This is a genomic window from Bradyrhizobium sp. Crot121, from assembly GCF_059512385.1.
The window spans coordinates 327,240-354,210 of the sequence record NZ_JCAMOR010000001.1 but is presented as its reverse complement, the minus strand read 5'-3'; the positions used below and the strand labels follow the sequence as shown (position 1 = coordinate 354,210).

Sequence of the window (26,971 nt, the reverse complement as noted above, 5' to 3'; positions counted from 1 at the left end):
GTTCACCTGTGGGAAGGGGCAGGATGCACATCCTGGATTTGCGGTGCTGAGCGTTCCGACGCTGTGGACGGTATCCGTCACCAACTTTTTCGCGCTTGGCCTGGTCTGGGTCTACGTCTCGCGCTGCTATCCCAAGTTCGAAGCAGCGCGGTTCTGGACGGCGGCTGCGTTTACGGCAATCGCGGGTGCCGCAGCTTCGATGCTGCGCGGCGTGGTCGACTTCAGCCTGCTGCTGATCGGCTGCAATGCGCTTCTGACCTTCGCCTGCTGGTTCGTGGTCATGGGCGTCCAGCGGTTCTACAACCTGCCGATCTCCTGGCGCATGCCTGTGCTCGGTGTCGGCCTGACCTGCATCGGCCTCGCCTATTTCCAGTTCGTGCAGGACGACATGCCGATGCGGATCGCGATCTATTCCCTCGGACAGATCATCCCGGCGGCGGTGACGTTGCATTTGCTGATCATGCGGCGCGACGACCAGAATCCCGGCGCCCGCCTTGCCGCCATCTGCTGCGCTCTTCTCATTATCGCCTATGGCGTTCGCTCGGTCCTGGCGCTGATGCGGGTCGGGGGCGATCTCTCGATCGTCGATTTCAACGGGATTCAGGCTGCGCTGATCCTGATCGTGATATTCCTGTCGATGGCCTGGAACTTCGGCCTCCTGTTGATGGCGATCGACCGGCTGCGCAACGAAGTCGCCGATCTCGCGCTGCTCGATGACCTCACCGGGGTCGGCAATCGCAGGCTTTTCGTGCAGCGGCTGACCGAGGAATGCGCCCGCTCGGTGCGCAGCGGCGAGCCGTTCGCGCTGCTCGTGATCGACCTCGACGGCTTCAAGCGTATCAACGATACCCATGGCCATGCCGCCGGCGACGCCTGCCTGCAGCATTTCGCGCTGATGGCGCAGACCCGGTTGCGCCCCGCCGACATGCTGGCGCGCAGCGGCGGCGACGAGTTCTGCATCGTGCTGCCGTCCTCCACGCTGGCCGAGGGGGCGATGATCGCCCGCCGCGTGCTTGAGGTGTGCCGGGCTGATGCGGCCGAATGCTCGGGCCAGGAGATCCCGATCGCGGTGTCGATCGGGGTTGCGCAATGGACCAGGGAGATCGGCGCCTATCCGGACCGGCTGATCGCCGCCGCCGACCGGGCACTCTATGAAGCCAAGAAGCGTGGCCGCGACGGCTACGCGATTTCCGAGCCGGCTCCGCCGATAGTGCCTGACATCGCCGACATGCCTGACATTGTGCCGCGCAAAACGGCGTGAAGCCGCCTCACGGGGGCCGATGCATGAACCCTCGCCTGCTTGCGGCGGCGCTTTGCACCGCCGCGCTCGTCACGCCGGCCGTCGCGCAGACGCCTGACCTTGCGGCGATCGCGCGATCCTCGGGCACACCCGAAATCTCCGGTCTGGAGATGGTGGGGCTGGCGCCCTGGGGCGCCGTCGCAAGATCCCATCCCTGGCGCAACATCATCGTGCACCAGACCGAAGGCCCGACAGGCTCGGCCCGCGGCGGCGCACAGGCGCAATCCAAAAACCCGAGCCGGCGCGGCGTGATGGTGTGGGTCGAGACCGACGGCACGGTCTATTGGGCGGTCGACGAGAAGCTGGTGACGACCCATGGCGACGGCGCCAACCGCAACGACAATAAATATATCGACAACGGCCCGACCTATCACCAGGTCGTCGCCGGCAATTCGATCGGCGTCGAATTCGCCGGCAACTATCCCGACGTGACGCGTCCGCCTACCGAGGCGCAAGTCGCGGCGTGGCGGATCCTGGTGAAGGTGCTGCGCAGCCGCTACAACATCCCGCTCGAGCGCGTCTACGCCCACAACTGGATCGACTTCAAGGACGCCCGCTATTGCGAGGGCTGCGCCCTGGCGAAGATGGCGCGGGAGTGGGGCGAGTAGCGGGCCTTCAGAACTTCGCACTGAGATTGGCGCGGACGGTCTGGTCGATGACCTCAGAACCGAACTGGCCGCCGTAGGAGATACTCAGCACGGCGCCGGGCATCAGGTTGAAATCGAGCCCGACATCGCCGACCGCCGCGTTGCGGGCGATCGGCACGCCGGAGATCGAGAATGCACTGCCGCCGCCGGCGAAGGCGAAGGTTGCGAGCGGAGTGACATCGCCGAAGGCGTGGCGCCAGCCGAGCGAGCCGCGGACCGTGGCCGCAATGGTGCCGAGCATGATAGAGCTGGCACCGCGCAGCCCGAGCGTCGTGAAGGTCGCATCATTGTCCGCAGCCGCGCCGGTCAGTGCCGCGGCGCCGCCGATTTCCCTGAAGCCGTTGCTGCGCAGGCTCACATAGGCGAGGTTGGCAAACGGCTCGAACGACGTCCATCCGGCATTGATGCCGTAGGCGAGTTCGCCGAACACCTGCGCCGTCGCGGCGCCGTAATCGCTCCGCAGCGAGTCGGCGAAGCCGGGGAATAGGACGTTCCGCGTGGTCGTCAGGTCGTGCCATGTATAGGCAAGGCCGGAGCGGAAGCTGAGGCGGTCCCAGCCCGTGCCGCCATAGAGCCCGACATGGTAGTCATTGCTCGAGCCGGAGGAGCGGCGTTCGTTGGTATCGAACCGCGTGGCGCCGTAACCGGCGAACCCGCCGACCCGCCAGCTGTCGAAGATGGTGCCATCCGCGCCGACGAGGAAGCCGCCGGTCGAGCGGCCGAACCTTGCGGCGTTGCCGTCACCGTCCCAATGTCCCCAACTGCCGAAACCCTGGCCCCAGATCGCGAAGCGCTCCGTCGTGGGGATGGCGGCGGCATAGCCGCCTTTGCCATCGAGCACGGCAACCGCTGCATTCGACGCGGCGACGCCGCCGGCCGCAGCCCGCAGCCGGTTGAGTGCCGCCTCGCGCGGGAAGCGGCTGTCGTCGATCAACGCGCCACGGATCGAAGCATGCATCTCGCCGGAAAGCTGGTCGAAGGCAACACGCGCCTGCGGCGCGGAGAGATTGAGAACCGCATTGTAGACGGCGCTGCCGCCGCCAAGCGCCTCGACCCCGCCGGCGGTCGCGACCTGATTTGGCGTCACGCCGACAGAGGGGAAGGCGATCTGATTGCGGATCAGCGTCAGGTAGATGTTGTTCGGATCGTAGGTCAGCGAGGGCGCAAGGAACGCCAAGTTGGAAGTGACCGTATCGAACGCTCCGGTGATACCGCCAGTCGCCTTCAAGATGGTGTAGGTCGTGGACGGCGCGTAATTGCCGGAGCCCGCGAGCACCTGCACCTGGCCGCCAGTGATCGTGGCGGTACCGCCGGCGACGATCTTGTCGCTCTGGCCCGCCGCATTGACCTCCACCTGATAGATGGAGGTCGGCGCGAACCTCACATTGCCGGCGACGTTCAGCGTGCCGATCGAATTGCCGGGCGCGACGATGCCGTTGTTCAAAGCAGACAGGCTGCCGACGATACCGCTGCCGCCGAGCACGCCGCCCTTCATGACCCCCACGGACGCTCCGGCCAATGAGCCGTTCACGATAAGCTGTCCGCCGTAGACGTTGACGATGCCGGAGAAGGTGCTGCTGTCGGCGGTCAGGGTCGTGGTGCCCGCTTCAGTCCCGACATAGCCGACGCCGGTGATGACGGGGGCAAAGACGTAGTTCGAACTGGTGTGATTGAAGAGAAGAGCGCCGGTGCCGTGGTCCCCGACTTCGACGGTCGCCACGTTCAACGTGCCAGGCGCGGCTGCGGGATCATGGCCAGGCGTCGCATCTTCGCCGCCGATCGTGATCTTGCCGAAGCTGTTGGACGAACCGCCGACGCGAACGGTGCCGGTGCCATTGGCAACGGTAACTGTGCCACCATTGCTGATTGTCAGGATGCCGACGCCTGCGCCGCCCACATTGAGGGTGCTGCCGATATTCCAGGCCGCGCCCGAACCGTTGACGTAGGCATTGTTGGTCCCTTGCGGAGAGCCGTTTCCGACCGTGGCGACGCCCGACGTGTTGACGACGCCGCCATCGAGAATATTGAGCGTTCCCTTGCCGGCCACGCCGACCGTCAGGCTGCCGTTGTTGTTCCAGACCGAACCTGCTCCCGTCACCGTGACGATGCCGTTGCTCTTCGCGTTCGAGGCAATTTCTGCGTTGAAAGTATTGGTCAGCGTCGATCCGTTCTCGATCGTCAGCGAGCCCGTGCCCGCAAATCCCACGGAGAGGAGGCCGGTGGTCCAGCTCGATCCGGAGGTGAAGACGGCCGATCCCGTGCCGGTGCTGTTGGCGCCCAGATAGCCGCTGGCGCTGTTGACGTGGCCGCCGTTCTTGACGAGCAGGGTGGCATTGCCGCGACCGCCGACATTCAGCGTGCCCGTGCTGGTCCAACTTGCGCTGTCGACGGTGACCTGCCCGGTTGCGGCTGCGGCTTCAGCGATGGTGGCGCCGACGCTGCTGACGACGCCACCACTGCCGATGTTCAGCACGCCGTTGCCATTGGCGCCGATCGACAGGAACGCGCCGTTGGTCCAGTTCGCGCCGGACCCTGATACGGTTACCGTGCCGTTGGAGCCGAGCGAGCCGGCGATGATGCCCTTGTCATTCTGCACGCTGCCGCTCGGGCCGATGTTGAGCGTGCCGTCCCCGTTGGCGCCGACTGTAAGATCGCCGCCGACATTCCACGGCGACGCTTGCGATCCCGGGACCGTAGCGGTGCTGCCGCCTTCGATCACGGCCTGGGCCGAGGCCAGGGTGGAGCAGCTGAGCAAAGCCAGCGTGGTCGTCGCCAGCAAAGACAGCGGACGCCGTGCCGCCCAGAGGTTGAGACGGGCGCCGCGTTTATCAAAAAGCATAATTCCCCCAAAAGCCTGCCGATTCCATCGCCTTGCAATGGGCAGCGCCATAGGGAGGCGGGGCATGCGCGGCTTGGGCTGCGCGCCGGAGTTCTTGGCTTGCACGGCACTGTCGCGGCGCGTCACACCGATGTTGCCGATCGGCAACGGTATGTCCGGACTACGGGGTCTTTCCGACGCCGGCAGCGCGGATATCGGACGGCCTCGCGCCATAGCGGCGGCGGAAGGGGTGATTGAAATAAGACAGATCGCCGAAGCCGCAGTCGAAGGCGATCGAGCTGATCGGCGATTCCGCAAAGCGTGCGTCGAGCAGCTTGCGGTGCGCCATCGCCAGGCGTTGCTTCAGCACATAGTCGGTGAACGTCGTGTGCCACTCGCGGAACAGATCGCGCGCTGTTTGCGCGGAGATGCCGTTGCGCTGCGCGACCGCATCGAGCGTCAGGTCGCGCGAGGCGAGATTGCGTTTGATGTCGTCCTGGATTGCGTGCAGTTTCGCGGCGCGCACGCCGCGCCGGCTGGCGATCTGTTGCCCATCGCGGTTCGGACCGAGCAGGATCGCCGCAAGGTCGTGCATGTGGGTGACGATCGCATCGCGCAGCTCGGGCAATGCCAGGGCTTCCTCATCATTGAGGACGCCGGCGTAGCGCGTTAGCAGCCCGAGGGTGGGATCGTCAGGCGGGATCGAGCGCAGCAAGCCGTCGTCGATATCGACCAGCACGCCCTCCAGGCGTTTTCGCGTGAAGCGGAAGTTCTGGAGGTGCGAGGGGATGTAGCCCAGGAATTCGCCGGCCTCGGAATTGGTGACGAAGGTGGCGTTGCCGCTCGGAAGATCGACCTCCCGGCCGATCTGCCGAAGCGCGCCGTGTCCCTGCACGGCATGGACCAGGACAATGTCGTCATTGTCGATCATCGAGGCCGTATGGCGATTGGTTGTCGGCGACAACCTGCCGTCGGCGATCGAAAATCCATTGACGCCCCTGATCCTGAAGTCGAGCTCGAAGGGAACGCCGGGCAGCGGATCGATCTCGAGCTGCATCAGCAGCCGGCCGTAGGTCTCGCGAAAAGCTTCGATACTGTCGGGACCGGAGAAGGCAGCGCTCGTCAGCTGCATCGAAATAATATCGGGATCGGTCAAAATTCTTCCTCGCGGCCGCCGCGGAACCCGGCACTGACAGCATAGTGTCGCCGTCCCGTCCACGGGTTCATGGCCGCAAAGAAAAAGCCGGCGTTGCCGCCGGCTTTGACCGAGTGATTTGTCTGGTCGTGCTGTCAGTGCGCGGCTTCGAGCGCCGCTTCCTGCTTGGCGATCGTGCCCTTGACGGCCGATTGCACCTTCTCGAAAGCGCGGACCTCGATCTGCCGCACGCGTTCACGCGAGACGCCGAATTCGGCGGCGAGGTCTTCCAGCGTCATCGGCTCGTCCGCGAGGCGCCGCGCCTCGAAGATGCGGCGTTCGCGCGGGTTGAGCACGCTGATGGCGCCGGTCAAGGCCTGGCGGCGATGATCGAACTCTTCGCTCTCCGCCATCAGGGCTTCCGCGTTCGGCGCGGTGTCGACCAGCCAGTCCTGCCATTCGCCTGCTTCGCCGTCGTCGCGGATCGGCGCGTTGAGCGACGCGTCCCCGCCGAGACGGCGGTTCATGTCGATCACGTCCTGATCCGTCACGCCGAGGCGGCTCGCAATCAGCTTCACCTGGTCGGGGTGGAGATCACCCTCGTCCAGTGCGGAGATCTTGCTCTTCGCCTTGCGCAGGTTGAAGAACAGCTTCTTCTGGTTCGCGGTCGTGCCCATTTTCACGAGCGACCATGAACGCAGGATGTACTCTTGAATCGACGCCTTGATCCACCACATGGCGTAGGTGGCGAGACGGAAGCCCTTCTCGGGCTCGAACCGCTTCACCGCCTGCATCAGGCCGACATTGCCTTCCGATACGACTTCGGATATCGGCAAGCCGTAGCCGCGATAGCCCATGGCGATCTTGGCCACGAGCCTGAGGTGGCTGGTGACGAGTTTATGTGCCGCGTCGCGATCGTCGTGCTCGCGCCAGCGTTTGGCGAGCATATATTCCTCCTGCGGCTCCAGCATCGGGAACCGACGGATCTCGGCGAGGTATCTGGAAAGACCGGATTCTCCATTGAGAACCGGCAAGGTAGCTGTACGGGCCATACTTGCGCCCTCCAGTGGTTCAGGCCCCCGATAGCGGCGGGCCCGGCAGGCGGCCGCTGTGTTAAAGCCGACCGGCTTGCGATGTTCCGCGTTGGATATTCAACGCAGGTGCAACAATACACCCAATGGCCCCCGATAGGGAAGGATTGCTGACGTCACGTCCCCGTGTGGCTGGTATAACCTATTGTCATATCAATGCTTTTTCAAGGGGTGCGTCATAGCGCCACCTCCGAGGCTGCCTTTCAGGAGAAGCAAATCCTCCGGCAGAGGCGCCTCCCAATGCAAAATTTCCCCGGTCCTGGGATGCTCGATGGTAAGGAGGTACGCGTGGAGCGCCTGGCGGCCGAGGGCGGCTAGCGCTGCCTGCGCCTCGAGCCCCAATTGGCTGGCCTTGGTCTTGAAATGCGGGCCGTAGACCGAATCGCCTAGCAGGGGATGGCCGATATGGGCGAGGTGCACCCGGATCTGATGGGTGCGTCCGGTCTCGAGCCGGCAGGCCAGCAGGGAGGCGACCGGCTTGCCGTCGCGCCCCTGAAACATCTCCTGCAGCTCCCAATGGGTGATCGCCTCGCGACCGCCTTCGCGCACCGCCATCTTCTCGCGCGCATAGGGATGACGGTCGATTGGCGCGTCGATGGTACCGCGCTGGCGGTTCGGCACACCCCAGATGAAGGCCACATAGCCGCGCTCCATCTCCCCGGTGCGGCCATGGTCGGCAAATTGCGCGGTCAGCGACTGGTGGGCCTGGTCGTTCTTGGCGACCACCATCAAGCCGGTGGTATCCTTGTCCAGCCGATGCACGATTCCCGGACGCCGCACGCCGCCGATGCCGGAAAGGCTGGCGCCGCAATGGGCGATCAGGGCGTTGACCAGCGTGCCGCTTTCGTGACCGGCGGCGGGATGCACCACAAGGCCGGCCGGCTTGTCGATGACGATCAGGTCGTCGTCCTCATAGATGATGTCGAGCGCGATATCCTCGCCCTTCGGCTCCGGCGGCACCGCCTCCGGAACCTCGACTATAACCGTATCGCCTGCGGCGACGTGAAAAGCAGGGTCGCGGACGGGGGCGTCCTTCACGGTGACGGAACCGGCGAGGATCAGCGCCTTCAGCCGCGACCGCGACAATTCCGGCAGGCGCGCGGCGAGGACACGGTCGAGCCGGGGCGAGCCCTCATCGCCCTGAACGACGACCGCCAGCCGTTGGCCGCCAGAGGGGACATCGGGGCATGGGGCGCCCTGTTCTTCTTCGTTCACGCTTACTTTCTTCGGCAAAACCGGTTTCCACTTCCGCAGATCATGTTTAAAGAGCCGCCCATGACCGACGCAACGATCCCTGAACCGACCCAAGAGCAGGCCGCCCTGATCGCGCGGGTGCGGCGGATGATGCTGATCGCGGGCCTGACCTCGGCGCTGGCGGTGGCCGTGGTCCTCATCGCCGTCGGGTATCGCTTTTACCGCGGGGAGGGAAGCCCTGCCGCCACGACCGACATCACGGCCACCCTGCCGAAGGGCGCCCGCATCGTCTCCACCGGCATCGCCGGCGACCGCCTGGTGGTGACCCTCGATATAGGCGGGGCCACCGAAATCCGCACGTTCGACGCAAAAACGCTGAAACCCGCAGGAAAACTCCGCTTCGTCAGCGAACCCTGAGCCGAGCTCGCTTGCAGTTTTCGGTTTTCGAGGCTATTGCCTGAGACCGCAACGCTCCCTTCGTCTAGCGGTTAGGACGCGGCCCTCTCAAGGCTGAAACAGGGGTTCGATTCCCCTAGGGAGCGCCAGCGATTTCAAATACTTAGTGAAGGCCTCCACGCTCCGTCGAATAAACGGCCGCGCACGTAGGCAAACGCACTACCACCAAACACTCGTCCTTTTGTCGACTCTACGCGCGACCGAACGCGTGTTAGCAAAGGATGCCGAGAGGATGCTGTTAATTTTTCGCGCTCAACGTAGATTGCGTTGCAGTGTCCGCAATGCGCGGCTACGTGAGAGCTGGCGTGATCCTTCAGCAGAGACAAAACTGTCGTGTCGGAAAATACTGCGCCTGCGACAGGCAAGAACGTTCAACTCTCTGCGGACGGCGGTACGACTCAATGGGGTCCCTATGTTTTGGACCGGCTCGTTGCGCCGAAGTGCTCGGACCTGACTGCATGTCTTGCGCCCGAGCTGCCCGAGCCCTCCAACTATTACGCATCATTCTACCTCAACAACGTCTTTGTGGTAGGCGTGCCCGACAAAGTGCGCTCACCCATTATCGTGTTCCTGCGTAGGCTCGCGAATGCTGTCCGAGACTACCGGGCGGGGCGGGAGCGAATGTTGGAGTGTGTCGCAGCCCTTCGGCATTCCAACGCCATGGTGCAAGGTTACCTGGCTGCGCTCTCACATTTCGAGAGCACGATTGTAAATACGTATCTTGCACTGATGTCGCACGAGGCCATAGGCAGGCTCATGGACCCACATTTCCCAAAGCCTTTCCAATCTGGCGATGGCTCCCCGCCTCAACGGCTTAACGCGGCGTACAATGCGCTCAAGCATTTCAATGGCAATATTGAGCGGGGAATAATCCCGGATGGTACTACGCCAGTTTGGCTGCTCGACGATGGCATAGAGAGCGTGGGATCACAGGGGCAAGCAAAGTTGCGATTTGAAGAGCTGGTCGAACTGCTTCGCGATCTCGAACGAGACGCCCGCTACCTGTCAGAAGATGTCTACCGTTTGGCTCGTGAGCGAAGTCAAGCGGCGGGTGAGAAACTCGATGCAGTACCACCCGCTGCCGACTAACGTTAGGCACCATTGCCCGTCATCCGGGACGCGAAGATCGTACGAAACATTTCTCGCTGCATTGGAGTTTGCTGGCGTTGCCCACGCCGTGCCGAGGGTAGCGTGATCGATCTTTTTCGAGGAAAATAGAAAGGTCTTGCCTTTCCAATTCACACGTTTAAGTAGATATTGGAGCTTACAGGCAGATTTATTGTTGCGCTATCGCAACATAAGACCGAAGGTCAGAGGCCAATGCTTCCTGACTGCAGAATTATGCACGTTCAATGCGGAATACGAAATCGCATGATCGCTAAGGAGTGCCTGTAAGCTCTCAATAAAGTGGGGGCGAGGGGCATTTGAGCGTACTTGGTGACCTGAAGGCTGCGACATCGCTAAGCGATTTGGCCAAACTAATTGGCTACAAGCCTAGTGCGCTGTCTTTTCTCATTCATCACGCCCCGGCAACATCCAAGTACACTAGCTTCTCTGTCCCGAAGAAATCCGGCGGCGTCCGCCTGATAAATGCTCCGTCGCCCAAGTTGAAAACTCTTCAACAGCACCTTGTGACGTTGCTTACCAAGTGCCGGAAAGAGATTGACGAAGCTAGCAATCTGAAGCCGTTGTCGCATGGCTTTCGGAAAGGGCAATCAATAATTACGAATGCAAATCCACACATCAGACGCCGATATGTTCTGAACTTGGATTTGGAGGACTTTTTCCCTTCGATCAACTTCGGGCGAGTGCGCGGCTATTTCATAAAGAATAACGACTTCAAACTGCATAAGGATGTGGCGACTGTCATCGCTCAGATCGCCTGCCATGCCAACTCGCTGCCGCAGGGGGCTCCGACCTCACCAATAATTTCGGACTTGGTCGCGCACCTGCTAGACGTTCGCTTGGTTCGTCTCGCGAAGAAGAACAATTGTACATATACGCGCTATGCGGATGATCTTACATTTTCCACAAACGTGAAGGTTTTCCCCACGTCACTTGCTCTTCAGACTTCGCCGTCTGATTGGGAACTTGGCAAGCCACTTTCGGATGTGATCACGGATGTAGGCTTTAAGGTCAATCCATTAAAAACACGAATGCAGCTGCGGGGGAGTCGTCAAACCGTAACGGGCCTTACGGTCAATCAGAAGGTGAACATTCAAGCGGGCTATTATCGCAGGGTCCGCTCGATGTGCTACGAACTGTTCAAGACCGGACTGTACTTTCAACAAGGCAGTGCGCCAGTGTCCGCGCTTCCCGTTGTTGAAGGTCAACTGAATCATTGCTTTCGGGTTAAGCACGAAGTCGCTTACAGCCGAAAGGTTGATATTCAGAACGATAAGAGGGACAGAGGTGTTCGGAAACTTTATCGAAGGTTTTTGTTCTACAAACACTTCGTCCAACTGACTAAGCCGCTACTGATATGTGAGGGGAAAACCGACGTCATCTATCTTAAACTAGCTCTGCGCAGCCTGGCTGCGAGCTTTCCGTCACTCGTCACGACAACAGCGGCTGGTGAGGTGCGCAATGTCGGCTTTTTCAATCACACTGATATTGCAGATAACCTTCTAAAGCTGGGCGGCGGCTCGGGGGGCATGCAACTTCTAATCAAGGACTACGCAAGTGTTTTGAAATACTTTCGAAGTAAGCCTCTAGCGCACCCAGTCATACTCGTAATCGACAATGATGACGGAGCGGACGACATATTTGCGGCAATTTACAATGTGACCAAAACAAAGGTCTCTCGTACGTCCACCGCTGACTTCTATCACATCGTCAATAACCTGTTCCTTGTTAAGACTCCGGAATCAGGGATTCATGGCACTTCCCGGATTGAAGACCTATTTAAGCCTAGTGTGCTGAAAACCGTTGTTGATGGGAAAATCTTCAATCCCGCAAAAAAGATCGATCCGACCAAGGAGTACGGAAAGATTGTGTTTGCCGAAAAGGTCGTTCGACCAAATGCAAATAAGATCGACTTCTCGGCCTTCAATAAGTTTCTAGGTCGGATCGAGGCCATTTTAAAGCACTACAAACCGCCGTAGCATTTTGTGGGGCGCGACATGACCGACGACGATCTTGAATATCTCGCAAACTATAAGCCCAACGCGCTGTATACCGTCCCAGCACGGAACGGAAAAGGTGCGTATGCCACGCTCGTCGGTGACAGCGAGGTTGTCTTCGGCGAGATAGATGTCACGACGCGGTGTAAAATCGCGGTCTCTGCTTTCTATGTTAAGGACCGGGTGGACTTCGGCACCCTCAAAATTACGAAGATGAAGTTCCACAAGACCTATGGTTGGCGGAAAGATGGTGAGGTTCACGTCAATGACTTTCAACTTACACAGATAAGAGAATTCTTGTCGATCATTTCAAGCCTCGACCTTCGCGATGCAAGGAAAACGCGCGTACTCCTCGACGATAGTATTCACGTCGCCGCACTAGGTACCCTACTGTCCAGCACCAAGGGAGCAGCCTTGGTTCGAGAGCTTGCTGCAAATCCGGATTTGCACGAAGACATCTATGCGGTGGCGGCGAAGCGTTCGGCGCTTGCCGAGTTTGAGTCCAATCTGCGGCGAGAGGTATCTGAACCGAAGTGGCAGCTTTTTTTTGAGGCCAACCCTTGGATTTTTGGGCATGGCTTGAACTACGTATTCTTAAACAAGGTAGGTGGAAAGCTAGAGAGCCAAACCACCGGCTCCGCTTTTGACCGCGCGGGCAAGCGCGCTGATGGTCTGATGGCAACTAACGCTGAAGTCAGCCAATACGTTCTATTAGAAATCAAGAGGAACGATACCGACCTTCTTCGCGAAGACAGTTATCGCGCCGGTGTCTGGGGCGTCTCCGACGAGTTGTCGAATGCCGTTACGCAAATTCAAAAGACAGTATTTGAGTTCACTAGGAATCGATTTCGCGACTGCTCAAAGGATGATGACGGTAACGATACGGGAAGAATAATTTATTCAGTTGAGCCCCGCAGTTACCTGATTATCGGAAATTTGGGGCAGCTGTTATCAAATGACGACAAGGTGGCGTGCTTCGAACTCTTCCGGCGCAATCTGCGTGCACCAGAAATTCTTACCTTCGATGAGCTATACCAGCGAGCGCGATTCATCGTCGAGAACATCAGCAGCAAAGTTCAATTGGCCAATCGATCTATTGTTCAGCAAGCTGCCCGAAGTGACATGGGCGATGATGATATTCCTTTCTAGGGCGCCTCCGTACTGCCTGAAGCGTTCTTTGTTCGATGGTGATCGCCTGACGCGTGTTCTTAAAGGCGTCGAAAACCAATTTTGGCGAACTTTCACCTGCTATCGAAACGCGAACAGGCTCTTTTGAGGATGAAGCGGCCGAAACTTTTTGAGGTGACAACGCTTACGGCCCCCGACATTTGTGAAACCACTCACTTCATCCCCTCCAGCAGCTTCCGCGCCTCACCCAGCACCGCCCGAATCTGCCTTCGCTCGGCGATCGCGTCCCTGGTGAACAGGCCGTGCTTGCGCGCGTTCTGGTTTGCCTTTGGCGCGCCGGATCCCTGTGCGCCGCCGTGCATGCGGCAGCGCTTTTTGCCGTGCACCGCCGGCGAGCGGCACGCGCTGCCGCAACGGGTTTTGGCGCCACAACGTGGGCTCGCCAGCATCGGGCCGGTATTTCTGATGTGATCGCTCATGCCTGTGCGTCCCGCTTGGCATCAACGGAAGCTTGTCCTCGCTTGGCGCCCGAGGCCTTCGGCACCTTCGCCGCGGAGGCCCGGTTCTTGTCCGAAACGATCACGCTCGCATGCTGCGTGACGTTGCCGACGATGGCCTTGCCGCCGTCCTCCACCTTCACGTTCTGCACGGTGATGGCGGGCTCGCCACGGCTCAGGTAGCGGCTCAGCGCCTCGATCTGGGCGGGAAACGTGCGGGCGAGCCGGCCCAATGCGCGCGCGGCGCTGTCGTGCTGGGCGAGGTCGTCGGCACTGGCAAGGTGATGGGCACATCGCATCGCCATCACATGAACCGAAACCATCTGCGCCACCAGCATGGCCTCGACGGAATCCCTTGGGCGAAGGCTCTTCATCATTGAAATCATGAAGGACAGGTTGACCTCGTCGGGGCGCCCGCCGCTCACGCTGGCCCTGACCAATTGCCGGAGGATGCCATCCATCGCTTCGCGATCGGTTGCTCCCAGCGCGTTCGCCATGAGCTGTTCGCCGAGCTCCGGATCGGGATGCTCGATGGAGAATCCGTGTGATGAGAGCCTTATCCGCGGGGCTGCGGCAGCTTTGGTGGGGTCGGTTGCTGCGATCGCCGTTGGCGTAGCGAGGCTTGGGGCGGTGTTCATGTCGAAACTCCCTGGCACCCGCGCAGCAAGCGCGCGCGGTTCGGCGACGCGCGAGGCCATCGTTCGCCGCGCGGAGCCGGTGCAATTTCAATTGTGGGTGAGGATGCGGGTGAGGATTCCTGGACCGCAGGTCGCAACCGACGCGCCCGCTACTCGCGGACCGACGGGCGTTACAAGATTGCGGAATGATCAAGGAATGCCCCTGATTTGCCCGACGTGTCAAGTTGCTATTCCAGCGCTAGCTGCCGCCTGCACCTTTGCATGGGGTTGTTTTCGATATTTGAGAGCGCGCAGCTTCGAAGGGGAGTCCTCCAACATCACCCGCAGGCAAAGGCACGGTGCGATACGCACGATAGCGGGTATCGAGTTGCATGGCCGACCTGCATATGAATATTCCCGCGGGGCGCCTAAGAGCACTATACCGCAATCTAATTACATAAGAGGTCGCAGTTTTATTCTGAGTGGCGCGCCATGCTGCGCCTTCCACGCTGGGGTACGACTTTGTACGATTGCGCCAGTAGGTTCGTTCAAAGCTTGCGCGTTGCTGATCGCCCGAGACCGTCTTCCCGATCGAACACCCGCAAAAGGCGCGAGATACCCGACCCGAGCATTGACGTGACCACTGGATTGAGACCGGTGTCGCTGTCGATCTGAACGGTGACGGTTCGCCCGACGATCAATTCATCCGCATTGTCATTCGCGTCGAGCTTGATCCGGACGGGAATGCGCTGAGCGAGCCTGACCCATGAGAAGGTCGGATTGATATTGGCAAGCATGCTCGCACCCGAACTTCGTTCACGATCTTCGATTCCGCGGGCAATGCTATCAACTGTTCCTCTCAGGATCGAACCGCCCATCAACCTGACATCGGCAGCGTCGCCTACATGGATGCGTGCGAGTTTCGTCTCCTCAAAGTAGCCTTCGACGCGCACCGTGTCGGTCTCGATCAAAGCCGTGATGCCTCGACCCGCCGGAAGGTAGGAACCTGGACGCAAATCGAAGTTCGTCACGTGACCATTTACTGGGGCGCGGATCTCAGATCGGGTCAGATTGAGACGTGCGACATCCAAATCCGCTAGGGCCTGATTATAGGCAGCCTTGGCCTGAAGGTCTGCGGCGCGGACCGTCTCGCGCTGCTGTTGAGAGATGACCCCATCGCTCAGCCTTTCATAGCGGGTGCGATCGCTCGCGGCTCTCTCGAGGGCGGCTTCCCGGCTTGCCACCACAGCCTCTGCCTGTCGGACCGCCAGACGAAATCGCTCCGGATCCAATCGAAGTAAAACGTCCCCTTTGCGAACCGCCTGATTATCTTTGATCAGAACTTCCTCGACCAGGCCGGAAACGTCCGGAGCGACCACGACAACGTCGGCCCTGACGTGTCCGTCCCGCGTCCAGGGAGCTTCTTCGTAGTGGTCCCACATGCCGATGGCGACCGGTGCCGCAATGGTGAGAACCAACGTGGTGACAAAGATGCGCGGCAGAATCGAGCCTCTCCCGGTCATGGCAGCAACTTCCCCAAGAAAGTGTAGGATATATCGACGAGGATCGCGAAGATCGCGAATTCGAATAACGCCGGGTGCCACGCGAAGCTCTTGATCCCTGACGAAACGAATCTCTTGAGCACCGCGGACAAAGTGATCCCGAGCCCGAGCGCGAAGACGCAGGCGACGACAAAGGTCGGCACGAACACACCTGCGACGTTGATCTCTTCGTTCATTGCGCAACTTCATCAAAAGTTGGAGCTGGCGCATTCGGGAAGAGCACGCGACGTAGGCCGACTAATGCGGGCAGCCGTGTTCGTTGGATTGCGGCGTCCGATTTGCAATGCTGGCGCAGCTCCACATCGATCGCCGCGAGCAGCGCCTGTGCCTCGGTTGGACGAAGCTCGCTGTCCCCCGACGCAAACCATCGGAAGGCGTGCGACAGCTTGGCGGGGAGATCCCCGAGAGTCGTGCTCCGCTGGCCGTTAACGCTCACCACGCTCGACTTTAAGTCGAGCAAGTCCAGGCCCATCTGCAGCGCGGCCAGCGAGCGGCCGGCTTCTGCCTCTACATCCGCGCCGGATAGCGCCAATCTTGGAATGACCAGGCCGAGACGGTCGAGCATCACGCCCACCCACCGCTCTCGGCTCATCGGTCGGCGGGCGCCGGCGAGGATCGCCAGGTCGACCCATCCGTGCCGGATTAGGCGCCTCGCAGCGTGCTTTGCGGTCACCGAGCGGAATGTGCGGACGGCCAGGAAGGCGGCAATGAGGCCGATGAGTGAGGCGGCATTGGTGTTGGCGAACGAAGCGAAGTCGGCCGAGAACCTGTTTTGAAGATCAAGCGCCCCGATCAGACCGAGGCCGAGGGCCAACGCTTTGAGGATGTGACGCGGATTGGCCTGCAGATAACCGATGATGAGGAACGGCGGAGCCAGCGCGGCTGCTAACATTGGAAATCCGTCGATCGCTGGAAAGATCAGAAACAGGTAGATGGCCGCGATCGGCAGCGACGCCACTGTCCAGATCGTATAGGACATCAGGGTCGGAGCGGGATCGTCGAGGCTGCTGTAGAGCGCTGCGGCGATCGTGGCTATCTGCGCGGCGATGCCACCTTCCGGCCAGGCGGTTGCGATCCAAACGGCGCTGCAGCCAAGCACGGCCGCGAAAAGGGCGACGACGGACAAGGCAGCGAGCCCCTGGTCACGATGGAGAGTTCTCTTGGCGCGGCGGACTTTCGGGCGAGATGCCGTTGTCGGGTTGGAAGTAACTTGCGAGCCATGGATGATCGCGGACAGTTCGTGAGTTGCAGCCAGTGCTTCGATTAATGCCGCCGACTTGGCGATCATGCTGGATGCGAGAAGCCTGTCCCATTCGTCTTGCGCGGCGGGCAGTGCAGCGTCAAATTCCGCGCATCGGCGGAGCAACTCGGTCGCGCTCAGCCGCGATTCAATTGGATCGCGCGCCCATTCGCCGAGTTGCGAGAGAAGTTGATCCAATTCCGGCGTGCGTCGCGCGCCGAGCGCAGCGAGCCTATCTTCGATCGCCGTGAGCATGGGTAGCACGAGCGCGAGCTTGTCCTGCAAGGCACGAATCGCCCACAGCTCCGGCTTTGTCGCGGCTGTGTCGTAGCTGAGGTGGGTTGATAGCACTTCGAAGTGGGTGATGTCAGCGGCCAACCGCCAGCGCGCGGAGTTTCCTTGCGTTGGAGTGTGATCCAGCAAGACATCCGCCGTCCAAGCAAATGCATCACGAACCGCAGCATCGATTGCCTTGGTCAGGGCGCCTGTGACATCGCTCGGAAACAGCAGCGTATGGACGACTGTTGCACAGCAGATCCCGAGCGCGATTTCCTCGACGCGCGCCAAGGCGACGTCGAAAACCAAATGAGGAGCAGCTACGCTTGAGAACGCGACGGTCGTCGCCGTGTATCCCGCCAGCATGAAGGCGTAACTGCGGGGAGTCCGGTCTTGAAGGGAGACGTACAGACAGAACGCTGCCCAGCCCGTGATGGCAACGGTCATCAAGGTCGGCTGATCGACCAAGATCGGAACAAGCGCCACGGCGGCGCAGGCGCCGAGCAGTGTGCCGAGCAGACGGTAAACGGCCCGTGAACGGACCGCGCCGGCGAGTGGTTGGGCAGTAAGATAGACGGTGAGCATTGCCCAGTAGGGTCTCTGTAGGCCGAGACGAAACGCCAGATAAATTGCGAGCATCGCCGCAATGAACGAATTGGCCGATAGCAGCGCCCACTTGGGGTCGAGGGTACCTGGAAATGCGATGTCTCCGAAAATTCGGGACAGAGTGATTCGTGTCATGGTTCTACGCCGGGTCCGTGAAGCACCCGAACGATAGAACTTGCAGCGCGGCAGGAATTTCGCCACTTTGCCAAATAATTGCTAAGTTATGACAATGCGTGGCTCTCTCCTCCAATACTACCGTGAATTGGATCCGGACGCGCTGGACCGTCCGGTCGCTGCGCTCATGGTCGATACTCAGGAGAAGGAAGACGAAGTTCCGATCCACACACATCGGAAAGGACAGTTGGTTTTGGCGCACCGCGGTGGCGTGACGTGCGAGGCCCCCAGTGGACTTTGGATGGTGCCTCCGCGATGCGGCGTCTGGATCCCCGGCGGCATGCCGCACAGCAATCGAGCGACCGCCAACGCCAGCATCTATTTCCTATACGTAGACATGAATGCGGCATCCGTTCCGAAGGAGTGCTGCACGCTGTCGATCACCCCTCTTCTGCACGAACTAATCCATCGCTTGGCGACGCTGCCGCCCCTCTATAATCCGGAAGGACCAACGGCTCATATCGCCGCGGTTCTGCTGAACGAGCTTATCGAGATGCCGACCGAGCAATTGCATCTTCCAGTTACGCGCCACTCAAAACTACGCGCGATCGCCGATGCCTTGATGGAAAATCCTGCGGATCGCCGCACCGTAGCAGAATGGGGCGAGGCCATTGCGCTCGGCGAACGGACGCTCATGCGCCTCGTCGTCGCCGAGACCGGCATGACGTTCAGTCGCTGGCGTCAACAACTCCACATCATAATCGCTCTTCAGCGGTTATCCGCGGGAGAGTCTGTGCAATCGGCATCTGAAGTTCTCGGCTACGATTCCGTTAGCGCATTTATAACAATGTTCAAGAAGGCGCTCGGCAAATCGCCGGCGCGGTATTTTTCCGATCGCGTCAACAAGCGGGGCGAAGGGGCGGCGGAACCGTAGTTCAACTAGATCCTGCAGCAGCGAGAGATCCGGTGCCGAGCGCGAAGCACGAGATCGAGCGCTCTTTCCGGCATCGATATATCTTCAACGACGGCCGCCAGCCAATCGCACGAACGAGGAATGTTCCCGATCGCACCCCGTCACTAGGTTGCTCGGTCGATCGAGCAGCGTCAAAGATTTCCGATGAGGCGACCAGCCGTCTTTTAAGATCACTTCCCCTGAGGATTGAAATCAAAGTTCTTCGTTTCGAACGATCTCGATCCCGAATCCGGACAGACCTTTGAAGCGATGGATTGACGATGTCGCTAAAAGCTGGCTGCATTATGATCAAGTGTGCGCGAAGTCTCGATGCTCATGCCGGCGTCGATCCTCGTCTGAGGGGCTGCGTCGTATTGTGGCTTAGCCGGCCTCTCGATGCGCTTGGAAGCCAGGTTGCATGACTTGATCTGAACTGGCTGGTTTGAGTCGATAGGAAGTACCGTTTTGTGAGAAATCCGCTTCAAAGCCAAGTTTGAACGAATGCTCGAAACACCCGGTATGCGCGAGAGCTTGTTGACGATGAGGTCTTCAAGAGCCTCGATGTCGGACACCATCACGCGGAGAAGATAGTCGCTGTCTCCCGTCATCAGGTAACACTCCATCACCTGGCTCAAGCGATCAATTGTGCGCGTGAAGTTCTCAAGTGATAGCTGGACTTGCTTTTCAAGCTTGACTTGGATGAAGGCGGTAACGCAGATGCCGAGGACCGCTGGATCCAGTACGGCAATTCGTCGATCTATCACCCCGAGCTTTTCAAGCGTACGAACTCGGGCGAGGCAGGGCGACGGTGAAAGATTGACGCGGGAAGCAAGCTCGACGTTGGTTAAGTCGGCGTTCTGCTGCAGTTCATTCAGAATCTTTATGTCGATCCTGTCGAGAGCCGTGGTTGTCATATCGTCTTCTCCCAGGGCAAGCGGTAGCTTTATCGAGGCCCGGCCCCGCGCGTTATCTCGCGTGGTGACATCTCGATGACAGAGATGCTAACCGCAGTTGCGACTGCGAAATTTCGACAAAATGACGACTTATATCGAAAAACCGTCAATTTCTCAGGGCTGGCCGTGCAGGGATGAGGCAACCCGTGGCGGGGTGCCGTCCACTCGAAAACAAGTGTGCGTGCTCAAACGCCTGCGACCGAACGGCTAGAGTCCGAACACAAAAGGCGGATCCTGCGACCGATAGAAGAAATAAAAAGCAATCGTCTTAATCTGCCACTGACGCCTGCTCGGAGCGTTCTTGAAAGTATTTGGCAGGAGATTTCCCCAGAGCCTTCTTGAACATCGTAATGAATGCAGTGGTAGAGCCGTAGCCCAACGTGGCTGCAACCTGATGGACCATCGCGCCACCGGAGAGTTCCCGCAACGCGACCATTAGGTGTATTTGCTGTCGCCAGCGTCCGAAGGTCAGACCTGTCTCCCGCTCGACCAGCCGAGAAAGCGATCGTTCGCTCATCGCTACACGATCGGCCCAGCCAGCCAATGAAGATCTATCGGCTGGAGTTCTGGTCAGAGCGTCGGCTATGAGCTGAAGTTTTGGGTTACCGGAAATGGGCAGCGAAAGATCCTCGACCGGCTGGACGGTCAATTCATCAAGCAGAACTCTGGCAAGCCGACCACAATGACTGTCAGGATCATAATGTCGCGGCATGACCGCGAGCCGGAGAATCATCTCGCGGACCATCGGGCTGATCGACAATGTGCAGCATCTTTCCGGAAGGGCCGCTGAATCCGGCTCGACGAACAGAAGGCAAATCATCGCGTTTGCTGTTGCCTTGTTGCTGTGCTCAAGGCCGCCCGGGATCCACACGCCGGACTGCGGAGGTACTATCCAGCGAGTGCCTGGAACGTCGCAGGTGATTCCACCACGGAGTGCCAAAACGAGCTGACCTTTTCTGTGACGGTGGATCGGCGTCTCGTTCTCGTTATCTAAGACGTCCATTCGAACGGCAGTGGCCGCGACGGGACAATCGTCCGGATCGAAGTCAGAAAAACCCAACTGCACGGTCATGTCCGCAATTGTCGATATTTGGAGATGATTTGGCAAGGTAACTTAGTCCTTTCGCCGCTGCGGAAGTGTAGGGAATAGCGCCATCTATTGAGGCAAGATGCAAATGCGCGTTCTCATTTCCCGAATGGTCAATTCGAATCTTCAATTGCAAAGTGAGCTCAGTGGAAAACTGTTCTCTCTTGAGGAAGGGCTGGAGAAAGCGCGTCTGAAGGTATCGGGGCCTTAGAACAGGTATACGAGCGATGGACCTTCTCGGTAGCCTCGGCATTTTCGTGCGCGTAGCGGAAGTTCTTTCGTTCTCGGCCGTGGCGCGCGAGCGCGACGTAAGCCAGGCCGCCGTCGCCCGCCAGATTTCGCAGCTCGAAGAGCGTTTTGGCGTTCGCTTATTCCATCGCACTACGCGAAAGATCAGCCTCACCGATGACGGGCAGATGCTTGTCGTCCTTGCACGACCGATATTGGACGGCGTCGAGGATATGCTGACGGCTGTGGGACGACAGAGTACCTCTCCCATCGGATTGGTCCGGGTTGGCGTGACGGGTACCGCTGGTCGCTTTCTGGCGCAAAGTCTGCCCGAGTTACTGGCGGATCACCCGGGGTTGAAGGTCGAATTGGTGGTGAGCGATCGAATCGGCGACATGATCGAAGATCGTCTCGATCTTGGGATGCGTGTTGGCGAGATATCAGATGCGTCATTGATTGTTCGTCACGCCGGCACATTTTCACGCGTTGCCGTGGCCGCGCCCAGCTATATCGAAAAGCACGGCGAGCCTTCCTTGCCCGCGGAACTTGCACAGCACACCTGCATCGTCCACGCCAGCAACCAGAACTCCGACATGTGGACGTTCGTGACCAATGAGAGTGCCCAGCAATTTCGCGTGTCGGGCGGATTTCTCGCCAATGACGCGAGCGCCGTGCATCTGGCTGCACGAAGCGGATACGGGATCGCCCATCTCGCGCTGGTCGACGTGTTCGACGATTTGCGCAGCGGCCAGCTCGTCCGTGTGCTGAACAACTTCCCGTCTCCGAACATTCCGTTCAGCCTGGTCTACTCCTCGCGCCGGCATCTTGCGCCACGTACGCGCGCGGTCCTGAATTTCATCCTGCAGGAGCTACGAGAAATTCGCGCTTTGCTTTCCGCGGATCCAGGCGAAGGTCGAGACCAAGGAAGCGACCGAAGCACTCCGGCTTTCAGCGTATGAAGTTGCACGACGTTCTGGTTCGACAGGATGTGGTTGGGGTCGCTGGCATGTTCCGCTTTGTTCGCGTTGGTGCGTGAGAAGTCGAAAAAATAGGCGCGTACTGCACAAAGCAATGACGATTTGCTCAGTCCAAGAGCAGAAAGCATCGATAAGTGTCCAGGGAACAGCATCGAGATGGCCGGCGATGCGATGACATCAAGTATGGCAAGCGCATTTGCGATCCAAACAGGTCGAAACCCAGCAGAGATAAATCGCCTCCGCTCGCCGCGCGCGCCGGTGCGTAATGATGCTAAAGTCTGTGTGCTGCAGCATAAAATGCTGATCAGCTAGGTGGGCGACAAACTGTTTGAGCATTAATGCTGAGAAAGCGGCGGCACAATTGCAGGACAATTGAAGTTTTCAGAGATCGCAGATCGACGGCCCGCTCGGAATCGGGAGTGAGAAAGTGAAGCTTAAGCAAGTCTATCTTACTGCCGTCGAACCCGAAGGGTTAGCCAAGTTCTACGAGGCTCTCGGATTGACGATCCGCTTCGCTGATCGTGGCAAGTGGATCCAATTCGTAGGAGAGAAAGCTGCCTTTTGCATCGCAAGCCCGGCTGAATCCGTATCCGAGCAGTCTCACAATGCGGTCCTCGTATTCGAGGTGGATGATTTGGAAATGGCTGTCGAACGCGCGCGGGCGGAGGGGGCTGAGGTGCTTGGTGAAGTCCGGGACATGGGAGCGCATGGCCGGGTGGCCCATCTCAGGGACCCGCAACATAATACGATCCAGCTCATTCAAGTGGCGAGTAGGGCGGCAGATCAACCCTCTGAATGACTTCAGTTCTATGTGTCGGGGCAATTTATCACCATGAACTTCCGAGTGACGCCTATGCCTAGTCAAGAAACCCCGGTGTTCAGCAGCACAGAATTCCGCAGCGCAATGCGCAACGTGCCGGGCGCCGTGTCTATCGTAACTACGGGTACGCAGCCGGGCAGGCACGGCTTGACGCTGACAGCGGGCTGTTCGTTGTCGACCGAGCCATCGAGCGTGCTCGTCTGCGTCAATAAATCGGCTGGCGCCCACGATACGATAAAGCAGAGCAGATCATTCTGTTGGAATATCCTCGCGGCAGATCACGTTGCGCTGGCGCAGAAATTCGCGGGGCAGGACGGGAGCAAAGGCGATATACGTTTCAGCGAAGGTGTGTGGCGCGAACTCGCTACGGGAGCGCCAAGTCTCATCCAGGCAATTTGTAGCTTTGATTGCCGGGTTTCAGATTCGTACGACGCTGGAAGTCATACGATCTTCATCGGCGAGGTAGTTGCACAGGCGACAAACGCTGATCTCGAACCTCTTGTCTATGTGAATGGCGAATTCACTGTACCTAAGCGCTAAGCGACCGCCGGCGAGTACCCTTCTTATGTCGGGCCCGAGCCCGGGATCTGCGTTCGAAGCTTTGCAGATCGTCGCGAACGCGGTTATCCGCGGGAGATCATCCATCAAGTCGACCAACATGGAGCCAATTCTGATGTACGGGGGGACGATAAACGTCGACGAAGGCGGCCGCAGCAACAACGCCAGAGTAGGTTCGATTCAAGCGAAGGAAAGCCAGCCGCAAGTCGTCGGGGGTTTGAGCATCGCCGTATTCAAGCCGCGGTCTACACTCGTACCATTCAGTGTCCGCTAATGTTGTCGCTTTGGCTCAATGTTCTCGCGAGTGGCATTCTGCTCGGTCTCGTCTACGGCCTCGTGGCGCTCGGCTTGACGATCATTTTTGGTGTCATGCGGGTCGTCAACTTCGCGCACGGGGAGATGGTCGTCTTCGGCGTCTACATCGGCTATTGGGCGGTCCGCCTTTGGGACGTTCCAATCATTGTCGCGGCGGCAATCGCGGCGGTCGTTATGTTCGTCTTCGGATACTTTTTGGAAACCCTGATCGTAAAGCGGTTCGTCAACCGGCCCCATCACTATCAGTTCATTGTTTTCATCGGTCTGTCGCTGCTCTTCAGCGGCGCGCTGCTGGTGGCGTTCGGACCGGATCCGCGCCCGACTCCTTCTCAGCTGTCGTTTCAAACCGTATCGCTCGGTTTCGTGACATTGGACCTGGCGAGACTTCAAGCGGCGGCGACTGCCGGTCTGCTCATTGCCTTGTTAGGAGCGTATCTGAAGTTTTCATCGTTCGGTCGGTCTTTGCGAGCGTCCGCAGACAATCGGTTGGGCGGCCTGATCGTGGGGTTAAACATTCCTCGGGTCTATGCGGTGACCTTTGGTGTCGGAGCGGCCTGCGCGGGCGTAGCCGGCGCATTGATATCTCCTTTGTTCGACGCCCAACCATATCTAGCTGTCGACTTTACTCTGCTGGCTTTCGTGACGGTTATCGTCGGCGGCCTCGGCAGCTTCAGTGGAGCACTCTTGGGTGGATTGGTGATCGGCGTCGCCGAGGCAATCGCGGCGTTGATGTTCGCTCCGTCGATGAAGACGGCGCTTCCTTATGCGCTCCTGATCATCATCCTGATTTTCCGTCCGAGAGGGCTTTTTGGTGCAAAAGAGATTTGATGGTGCGACTGAAATGGGGCCGTGGCTCGCTGGAGCAATGCTCTTCGTTGTCCTCGCTTTAGTCGGTGCTCTGGCAAGCCCGTACGTCATCTCGTTGATGACGATTGTATTGCTCTTCACTTTCTTGGGGCAATCTTGGAATTTGATGCTCGGGATCGGTGGGCAACTATCGATCGGTCACGCCCTATTTGTCGGCCTAGGAGCTTATTCAGTGGGCGTCCTCGATGTAAAGTACGGCATTTCTCCGTGGATAGGCCTTCTGGTCGGAATGTTCATTGCCGGATCCGTCGGCGCGGTGCTGGCGTGGTTGAGTTTCCGGTTCGAAGTGCGCGGTATCTATTTCGCGCTGCTGACGGTTGCTGCCGCGGAGTTCGCCAGGATTATGTTCAGTGGCTGGGAGTTTGTTGGCGCAATGCAGGGGCTGTTCTTTCCTGCGCCAACCGGCGCAATCGAAATCTCGATGCTTCGAGGGGATGCGCGTTTCTACTACTTTATCGCTCTTGCTCTGGCGGCACTGGGGATCGTGGGAACTGAACTTATCTCGCGATCGTATTTCGGATATGTCTGGCGCGCAATGAGGGATGATGACGGGGCTGCACGCGCGCTCGGCGTCCGCACATTCCGGCACAAAATCCTCGTGATCTCGATATCGGCGGCGACGGCGGCGGTGGGTGGTGGAATTCTAGCACTCGTGCAAGGATCGATATTTCCAGATTCGATTATGGGCATGGGGCTCTCCGTTGACGTCCTGATAGGGCCCGTGGTCGGCGGGTTAGGCACGACGTTCGGTCCGCTGGTCGGATCGCTCACGGCTATTCCTCTGAACCATTTGATGAGCGCCCTCGGCGACAGTCTTCGGATCCCGGGGCTGAACAATATTACGTACGGTATCGTTCTGATTTTGGTGATCTGGTTCCTACCCGACGGCATTTGGCCGGCGATCGTCCGGCTCTGCAAGGCAATCCAGGTGCCGTCCCGAGTGTGGCTCCCGCAACCGAGGAGGGCCGAAAAATGACAAGTCTGCTCGAGGTAAAGAACCTCTCCCGATCGTTCGGGGGACTGGTCGCGGTGAACGACGTGAGCTTCGCACTGGAAGCCCGAAGTATCACCGCGCTGATCGGGCCGAACGGGGCAGGAAAGACGACATGTTTCAATCTCGTTGCCGGCGCCATGAGGCCGACCAGTGGGCAGGTGTTCTTCGAGGGGCGTTCGATCGAGAATACACCGCCTGAAATAGTCTGCAGGATAGGTATCGCGCGAACATTCCAAATCGTGCGACCGATGCGGGATATGTCAGTACTCGAGAACGCAATGGTCGGAGCCTTCAGCTGGACCAAGAACGTAAACGAGGCGAGATCGAAGGCATACGATTCTCTCGAAAGCGTTGGACTCGCCGGCAAAGCGGATGCGAGGACGGACCAGCTGACGCTGCCGGACCGGAAAATGCTGGAGATGGCCAAAGCGCTATCGACGCGACCCAAACTACTGCTGCTGGACGAGGTAATGGCGGGCCTCCGACCCACCGAAGCTGCGGGAGTGGTCCGCGTGCTGCAGAAACTTGCCGACAGTGGACTAACGATCCTGCTCGTCGAGCACGTTATGCGGATCGTGATGGAAATCGCGTCGAGCGTAGTAGTACTTCATCATGGCGCCAAAATCGCGGAAGGAAGTCCTAGAGAGGTGGTCGCGGATCCGAGGGTCCTTGAAAGCTATCTGGGGACGGGCTTCCATGCTTGACGAGGCGCTTTTATCGATCGACGGGCTTTGTGTCGCATACGACGGATCGAATGCCTTGAACGGCGTCTCCTTGCAGATCCACAAGGGCGAGTTGATCTGTGTCGTGGGTGCGAATGGTGCGGGAAAGACTTCGCTGATCAGATCAATCTCAGGCATCGTTCCGTCTTCGAGTGGTGTCGTGAAGATGAAGGGCGTTGATATTACCGGGATGCCGCCGTGGGACATCTGCGAACTCGGCATTGCGCAGGTCGCCGAAGGTCGACAGATTTTTGGAAGCCTTTCCGTCGAAGAAAATCTGCTCCTGGGCGGATCGCTTAAGCGCGCGAAGGCCAACCACCTCGAAACGCTCGAGTTCGTCTATCAATTGTTCGAGAGGCTTCGAGAGCGTAGGCGACAATTTGCCGGGACGTTATCCGGCGGCGAACAGCAGATGTTGGCTATTGGACGCGCAATCATGTCGAAGCCGGAAGTAGTCATGTTCGACGAGCCGTCTATTGGGCTGTCGCCCGCTTTGACGGACGTGATGTTTGGAGTAGTGAAGTCCTTGCACGAGCAAGGGATAACGGTGTTGCTGGTCGAACAAAACGTCGCGAAATCTCTCGCGTTGAGCAATCGCGGCTATGTCTTGGAAAACGGCTCTATCGTACTCCACGGATCGAGCCACGAACTGCTGAACAATTCCGAGATTCAGCGCGCATATCTCGGAATGTAGT

General features: G+C 59.2%; 25 protein-coding genes and 1 tRNA gene. 15 read left to right on the top strand and 11 right to left on the bottom strand.

Annotated features, from left to right (window positions below; genetic code table 11):
- Nucleotides 1–43 precede the first annotated feature (43 nt).
- Together AC5ZGW_RS01535 and AC5ZGW_RS01530 are read left to right on the top strand one after the other, a co-directional pair.
- Entirely contained in the window at nucleotides 44–1,261 is a 1,218-nt protein-coding gene (locus AC5ZGW_RS01535; RefSeq protein ID WP_130223088.1) for a GGDEF domain-containing protein, read from the top strand.
- 23 nt (nucleotides 1,262–1,284) lie between these two features.
- Nucleotides 1,285–1,908, top strand: a complete 624-nt coding sequence (locus tag AC5ZGW_RS01530; RefSeq protein ID WP_130223086.1) for a peptidoglycan recognition protein family protein — start codon at nucleotides 1,285–1,287, stop codon at nucleotides 1,906–1,908.
- 7 nt (nucleotides 1,909–1,915) lie between these two features.
- Here the strand turns inward: AC5ZGW_RS01530 and AC5ZGW_RS01525 are convergent, their stop codons facing one another.
- The 4 genes from AC5ZGW_RS01525 to AC5ZGW_RS01510 form a co-directional block, all read right to left on the bottom strand.
- Nucleotides 1,916–4,786 carry an autotransporter outer membrane beta-barrel domain-containing protein gene (locus tag AC5ZGW_RS01525; protein ID WP_165435042.1) on the bottom strand — a complete coding sequence of 957 codons (2,871 nt, stop codon included), beginning with the start codon at nucleotides 4,784–4,786 and terminating at the stop codon, nucleotides 1,916–1,918.
- Nucleotides 4,787–4,946: 160 nt separating this feature from the next.
- Nucleotides 4,947–5,897 carry a helix-turn-helix transcriptional regulator gene (locus AC5ZGW_RS01520; protein ID WP_130223083.1) on the bottom strand — a complete coding sequence of 317 codons (951 nt, stop codon included), beginning with the start codon at nucleotides 5,895–5,897 and terminating at the stop codon, nucleotides 4,947–4,949.
- 158 nt (nucleotides 5,898–6,055) lie between these two features.
- Complete coding sequence (rpoH, locus tag AC5ZGW_RS01515) at nucleotides 6,056–6,952, bottom strand: RNA polymerase sigma factor RpoH (protein ID WP_028161616.1); 897 nt, start codon at nucleotides 6,950–6,952, stop codon at nucleotides 6,056–6,058.
- A 192-nt stretch (nucleotides 6,953–7,144) separates the two neighbouring features.
- Nucleotides 7,145–8,149, bottom strand: coding sequence for an RluA family pseudouridine synthase (locus AC5ZGW_RS01510; RefSeq protein WP_130223298.1), 1,005 nt, complete (start codon nucleotides 8,147–8,149; stop codon nucleotides 7,145–7,147).
- A 117-nt stretch (nucleotides 8,150–8,266) separates the two neighbouring features.
- On the opposite strand from AC5ZGW_RS01510, the gene AC5ZGW_RS01505 reads away from it, so the two are divergent.
- The 5 genes from AC5ZGW_RS01505 (at nucleotide 8,267) to AC5ZGW_RS01485 (ending at nucleotide 12,912) form a co-directional block, all read left to right on the top strand.
- Nucleotides 8,267–8,602, top strand: a complete 336-nt coding sequence (locus AC5ZGW_RS01505) for a hypothetical protein (protein ID WP_130223081.1) — start codon at nucleotides 8,267–8,269, stop codon at nucleotides 8,600–8,602.
- A 53-nt stretch (nucleotides 8,603–8,655) separates the two neighbouring features.
- Nucleotides 8,656–8,730 (top strand) — tRNA-Glu (locus AC5ZGW_RS01500).
- 244 nt (nucleotides 8,731–8,974) lie between these two features.
- Nucleotides 8,975–9,730: a hypothetical protein gene (locus AC5ZGW_RS01495; protein WP_130223079.1), complete on the top strand. Its 756-nt coding sequence runs from the start codon at nucleotides 8,975–8,977 to the stop codon at nucleotides 9,728–9,730.
- A gap of 335 nt (nucleotides 9,731–10,065) precedes the next feature.
- Nucleotides 10,066–11,745, top strand: a complete 1,680-nt coding sequence (locus AC5ZGW_RS01490) for a retron Ec67 family RNA-directed DNA polymerase/endonuclease (RefSeq protein WP_207230929.1) — start codon at nucleotides 10,066–10,068, stop codon at nucleotides 11,743–11,745.
- 18 nt (nucleotides 11,746–11,763) lie between these two features.
- On the top strand, nucleotides 11,764–12,912 hold the full coding sequence (locus AC5ZGW_RS01485; RefSeq protein WP_130223077.1) for a Shedu immune nuclease family protein: 1,149 nt from the start codon (nucleotides 11,764–11,766) through the stop codon (nucleotides 12,910–12,912).
- Nucleotides 12,913–13,103: 191 nt separating this feature from the next.
- Here AC5ZGW_RS01485 and AC5ZGW_RS01480 read toward each other — a convergent pair whose 3' ends face one another.
- From AC5ZGW_RS01480 to AC5ZGW_RS01460, 5 genes are all read right to left on the bottom strand, one after another.
- Nucleotides 13,104–13,370, bottom strand: coding sequence for an HGGxSTG domain-containing protein (locus AC5ZGW_RS01480; protein WP_463328189.1), 267 nt, complete (start codon nucleotides 13,368–13,370; stop codon nucleotides 13,104–13,106).
- Nucleotides 13,367–14,026: a hypothetical protein gene (locus tag AC5ZGW_RS01475; protein WP_130223053.1), complete on the bottom strand. Its 660-nt coding sequence runs from the start codon at nucleotides 14,024–14,026 to the stop codon at nucleotides 13,367–13,369. The genes AC5ZGW_RS01480 and AC5ZGW_RS01475 overlap by 4 nt, the downstream gene beginning before the upstream one ends.
- A 527-nt stretch (nucleotides 14,027–14,553) precedes the next feature.
- Nucleotides 14,554–15,528 carry an efflux RND transporter periplasmic adaptor subunit gene (locus AC5ZGW_RS01470; RefSeq protein WP_130223051.1) on the bottom strand — a complete coding sequence of 325 codons (975 nt, stop codon included), beginning with the start codon at nucleotides 15,526–15,528 and terminating at the stop codon, nucleotides 14,554–14,556.
- Nucleotides 15,525–15,743: a DUF1656 domain-containing protein gene (locus tag AC5ZGW_RS01465; RefSeq protein WP_130223049.1), complete on the bottom strand. Its 219-nt coding sequence runs from the start codon at nucleotides 15,741–15,743 to the stop codon at nucleotides 15,525–15,527. The genes AC5ZGW_RS01470 and AC5ZGW_RS01465 overlap by 4 nt, the downstream gene beginning before the upstream one ends.
- Nucleotides 15,740–17,890, bottom strand: coding sequence for an FUSC family protein (locus AC5ZGW_RS01460; RefSeq protein ID WP_130223047.1), 2,151 nt, complete (start codon nucleotides 17,888–17,890; stop codon nucleotides 15,740–15,742). Before AC5ZGW_RS01460 ends, AC5ZGW_RS01465 begins: the two co-directional genes overlap by 4 nt.
- Before the next feature lie 28 nt (nucleotides 17,891–17,918).
- Here AC5ZGW_RS01460 and AC5ZGW_RS01455 point away from each other — a divergent pair, with 28 nt between their 5' ends.
- On the top strand, nucleotides 17,919–18,737 hold the full coding sequence (locus tag AC5ZGW_RS01455) for an AraC family transcriptional regulator (protein ID WP_130223045.1): 819 nt from the start codon (nucleotides 17,919–17,921) through the stop codon (nucleotides 18,735–18,737).
- 305 nt (nucleotides 18,738–19,042) lie between these two features.
- Here the strand turns inward: AC5ZGW_RS01455 and AC5ZGW_RS01450 are convergent, their stop codons facing one another.
- Together AC5ZGW_RS01450 and AC5ZGW_RS01445 are read right to left on the bottom strand one after the other, a co-directional pair.
- The gene (locus AC5ZGW_RS01450; protein WP_130223043.1) at nucleotides 19,043–19,669 is read right to left on the bottom strand and encodes an Lrp/AsnC family transcriptional regulator; all 627 of its coding nucleotides are present in this window, start codon (nucleotides 19,667–19,669) and stop codon (nucleotides 19,043–19,045) included.
- Between the two features lie 307 nt (nucleotides 19,670–19,976).
- Nucleotides 19,977–20,780, bottom strand: coding sequence for an AraC family transcriptional regulator (locus tag AC5ZGW_RS01445; protein ID WP_130223041.1), 804 nt, complete (start codon nucleotides 20,778–20,780; stop codon nucleotides 19,977–19,979).
- Nucleotides 20,781–21,022: 242 nt separating this feature from the next.
- Here AC5ZGW_RS01445 and AC5ZGW_RS01440 point away from each other — a divergent pair, with 242 nt between their 5' ends.
- From AC5ZGW_RS01440 to AC5ZGW_RS01410, 7 genes are all read left to right on the top strand, one after another.
- The gene (locus tag AC5ZGW_RS01440; RefSeq protein WP_130223039.1) at nucleotides 21,023–21,982 is read left to right on the top strand and encodes a LysR family transcriptional regulator; all 960 of its coding nucleotides are present in this window, start codon (nucleotides 21,023–21,025) and stop codon (nucleotides 21,980–21,982) included.
- Between the two features lie 445 nt (nucleotides 21,983–22,427).
- Nucleotides 22,428–22,799, top strand: coding sequence for a VOC family protein (locus AC5ZGW_RS01435; protein ID WP_130223037.1), 372 nt, complete (start codon nucleotides 22,428–22,430; stop codon nucleotides 22,797–22,799).
- Between the two features lie 54 nt (nucleotides 22,800–22,853).
- Entirely contained in the window at nucleotides 22,854–23,360 is a 507-nt protein-coding gene (locus tag AC5ZGW_RS01430) for a flavin reductase family protein (protein ID WP_028161633.1), read from the top strand.
- Nucleotides 23,361–23,651: 291 nt separating this feature from the next.
- Nucleotides 23,652–24,521: a branched-chain amino acid ABC transporter permease gene (locus AC5ZGW_RS01425; protein WP_028161635.1), complete on the top strand. Its 870-nt coding sequence runs from the start codon at nucleotides 23,652–23,654 to the stop codon at nucleotides 24,519–24,521.
- A complete protein-coding gene (locus tag AC5ZGW_RS01420) occupies nucleotides 24,505–25,536 on the top strand; it encodes a branched-chain amino acid ABC transporter permease (protein WP_245474509.1) in 1,032 nt (343 codons plus the stop codon). The genes AC5ZGW_RS01425 and AC5ZGW_RS01420 overlap by 17 nt, the downstream gene beginning before the upstream one ends.
- The gene (locus AC5ZGW_RS01415; protein WP_130223035.1) at nucleotides 25,533–26,258 is read left to right on the top strand and encodes an ABC transporter ATP-binding protein; all 726 of its coding nucleotides are present in this window, start codon (nucleotides 25,533–25,535) and stop codon (nucleotides 26,256–26,258) included. The genes AC5ZGW_RS01420 and AC5ZGW_RS01415 overlap by 4 nt, the downstream gene beginning before the upstream one ends.
- Complete coding sequence (locus AC5ZGW_RS01410) at nucleotides 26,251–26,970, top strand: ABC transporter ATP-binding protein (protein WP_130223033.1); 720 nt, start codon at nucleotides 26,251–26,253, stop codon at nucleotides 26,968–26,970. Before AC5ZGW_RS01415 ends, AC5ZGW_RS01410 begins: the two co-directional genes overlap by 8 nt.
- Nucleotide 26,971: the final 1 nt, after the last annotated feature.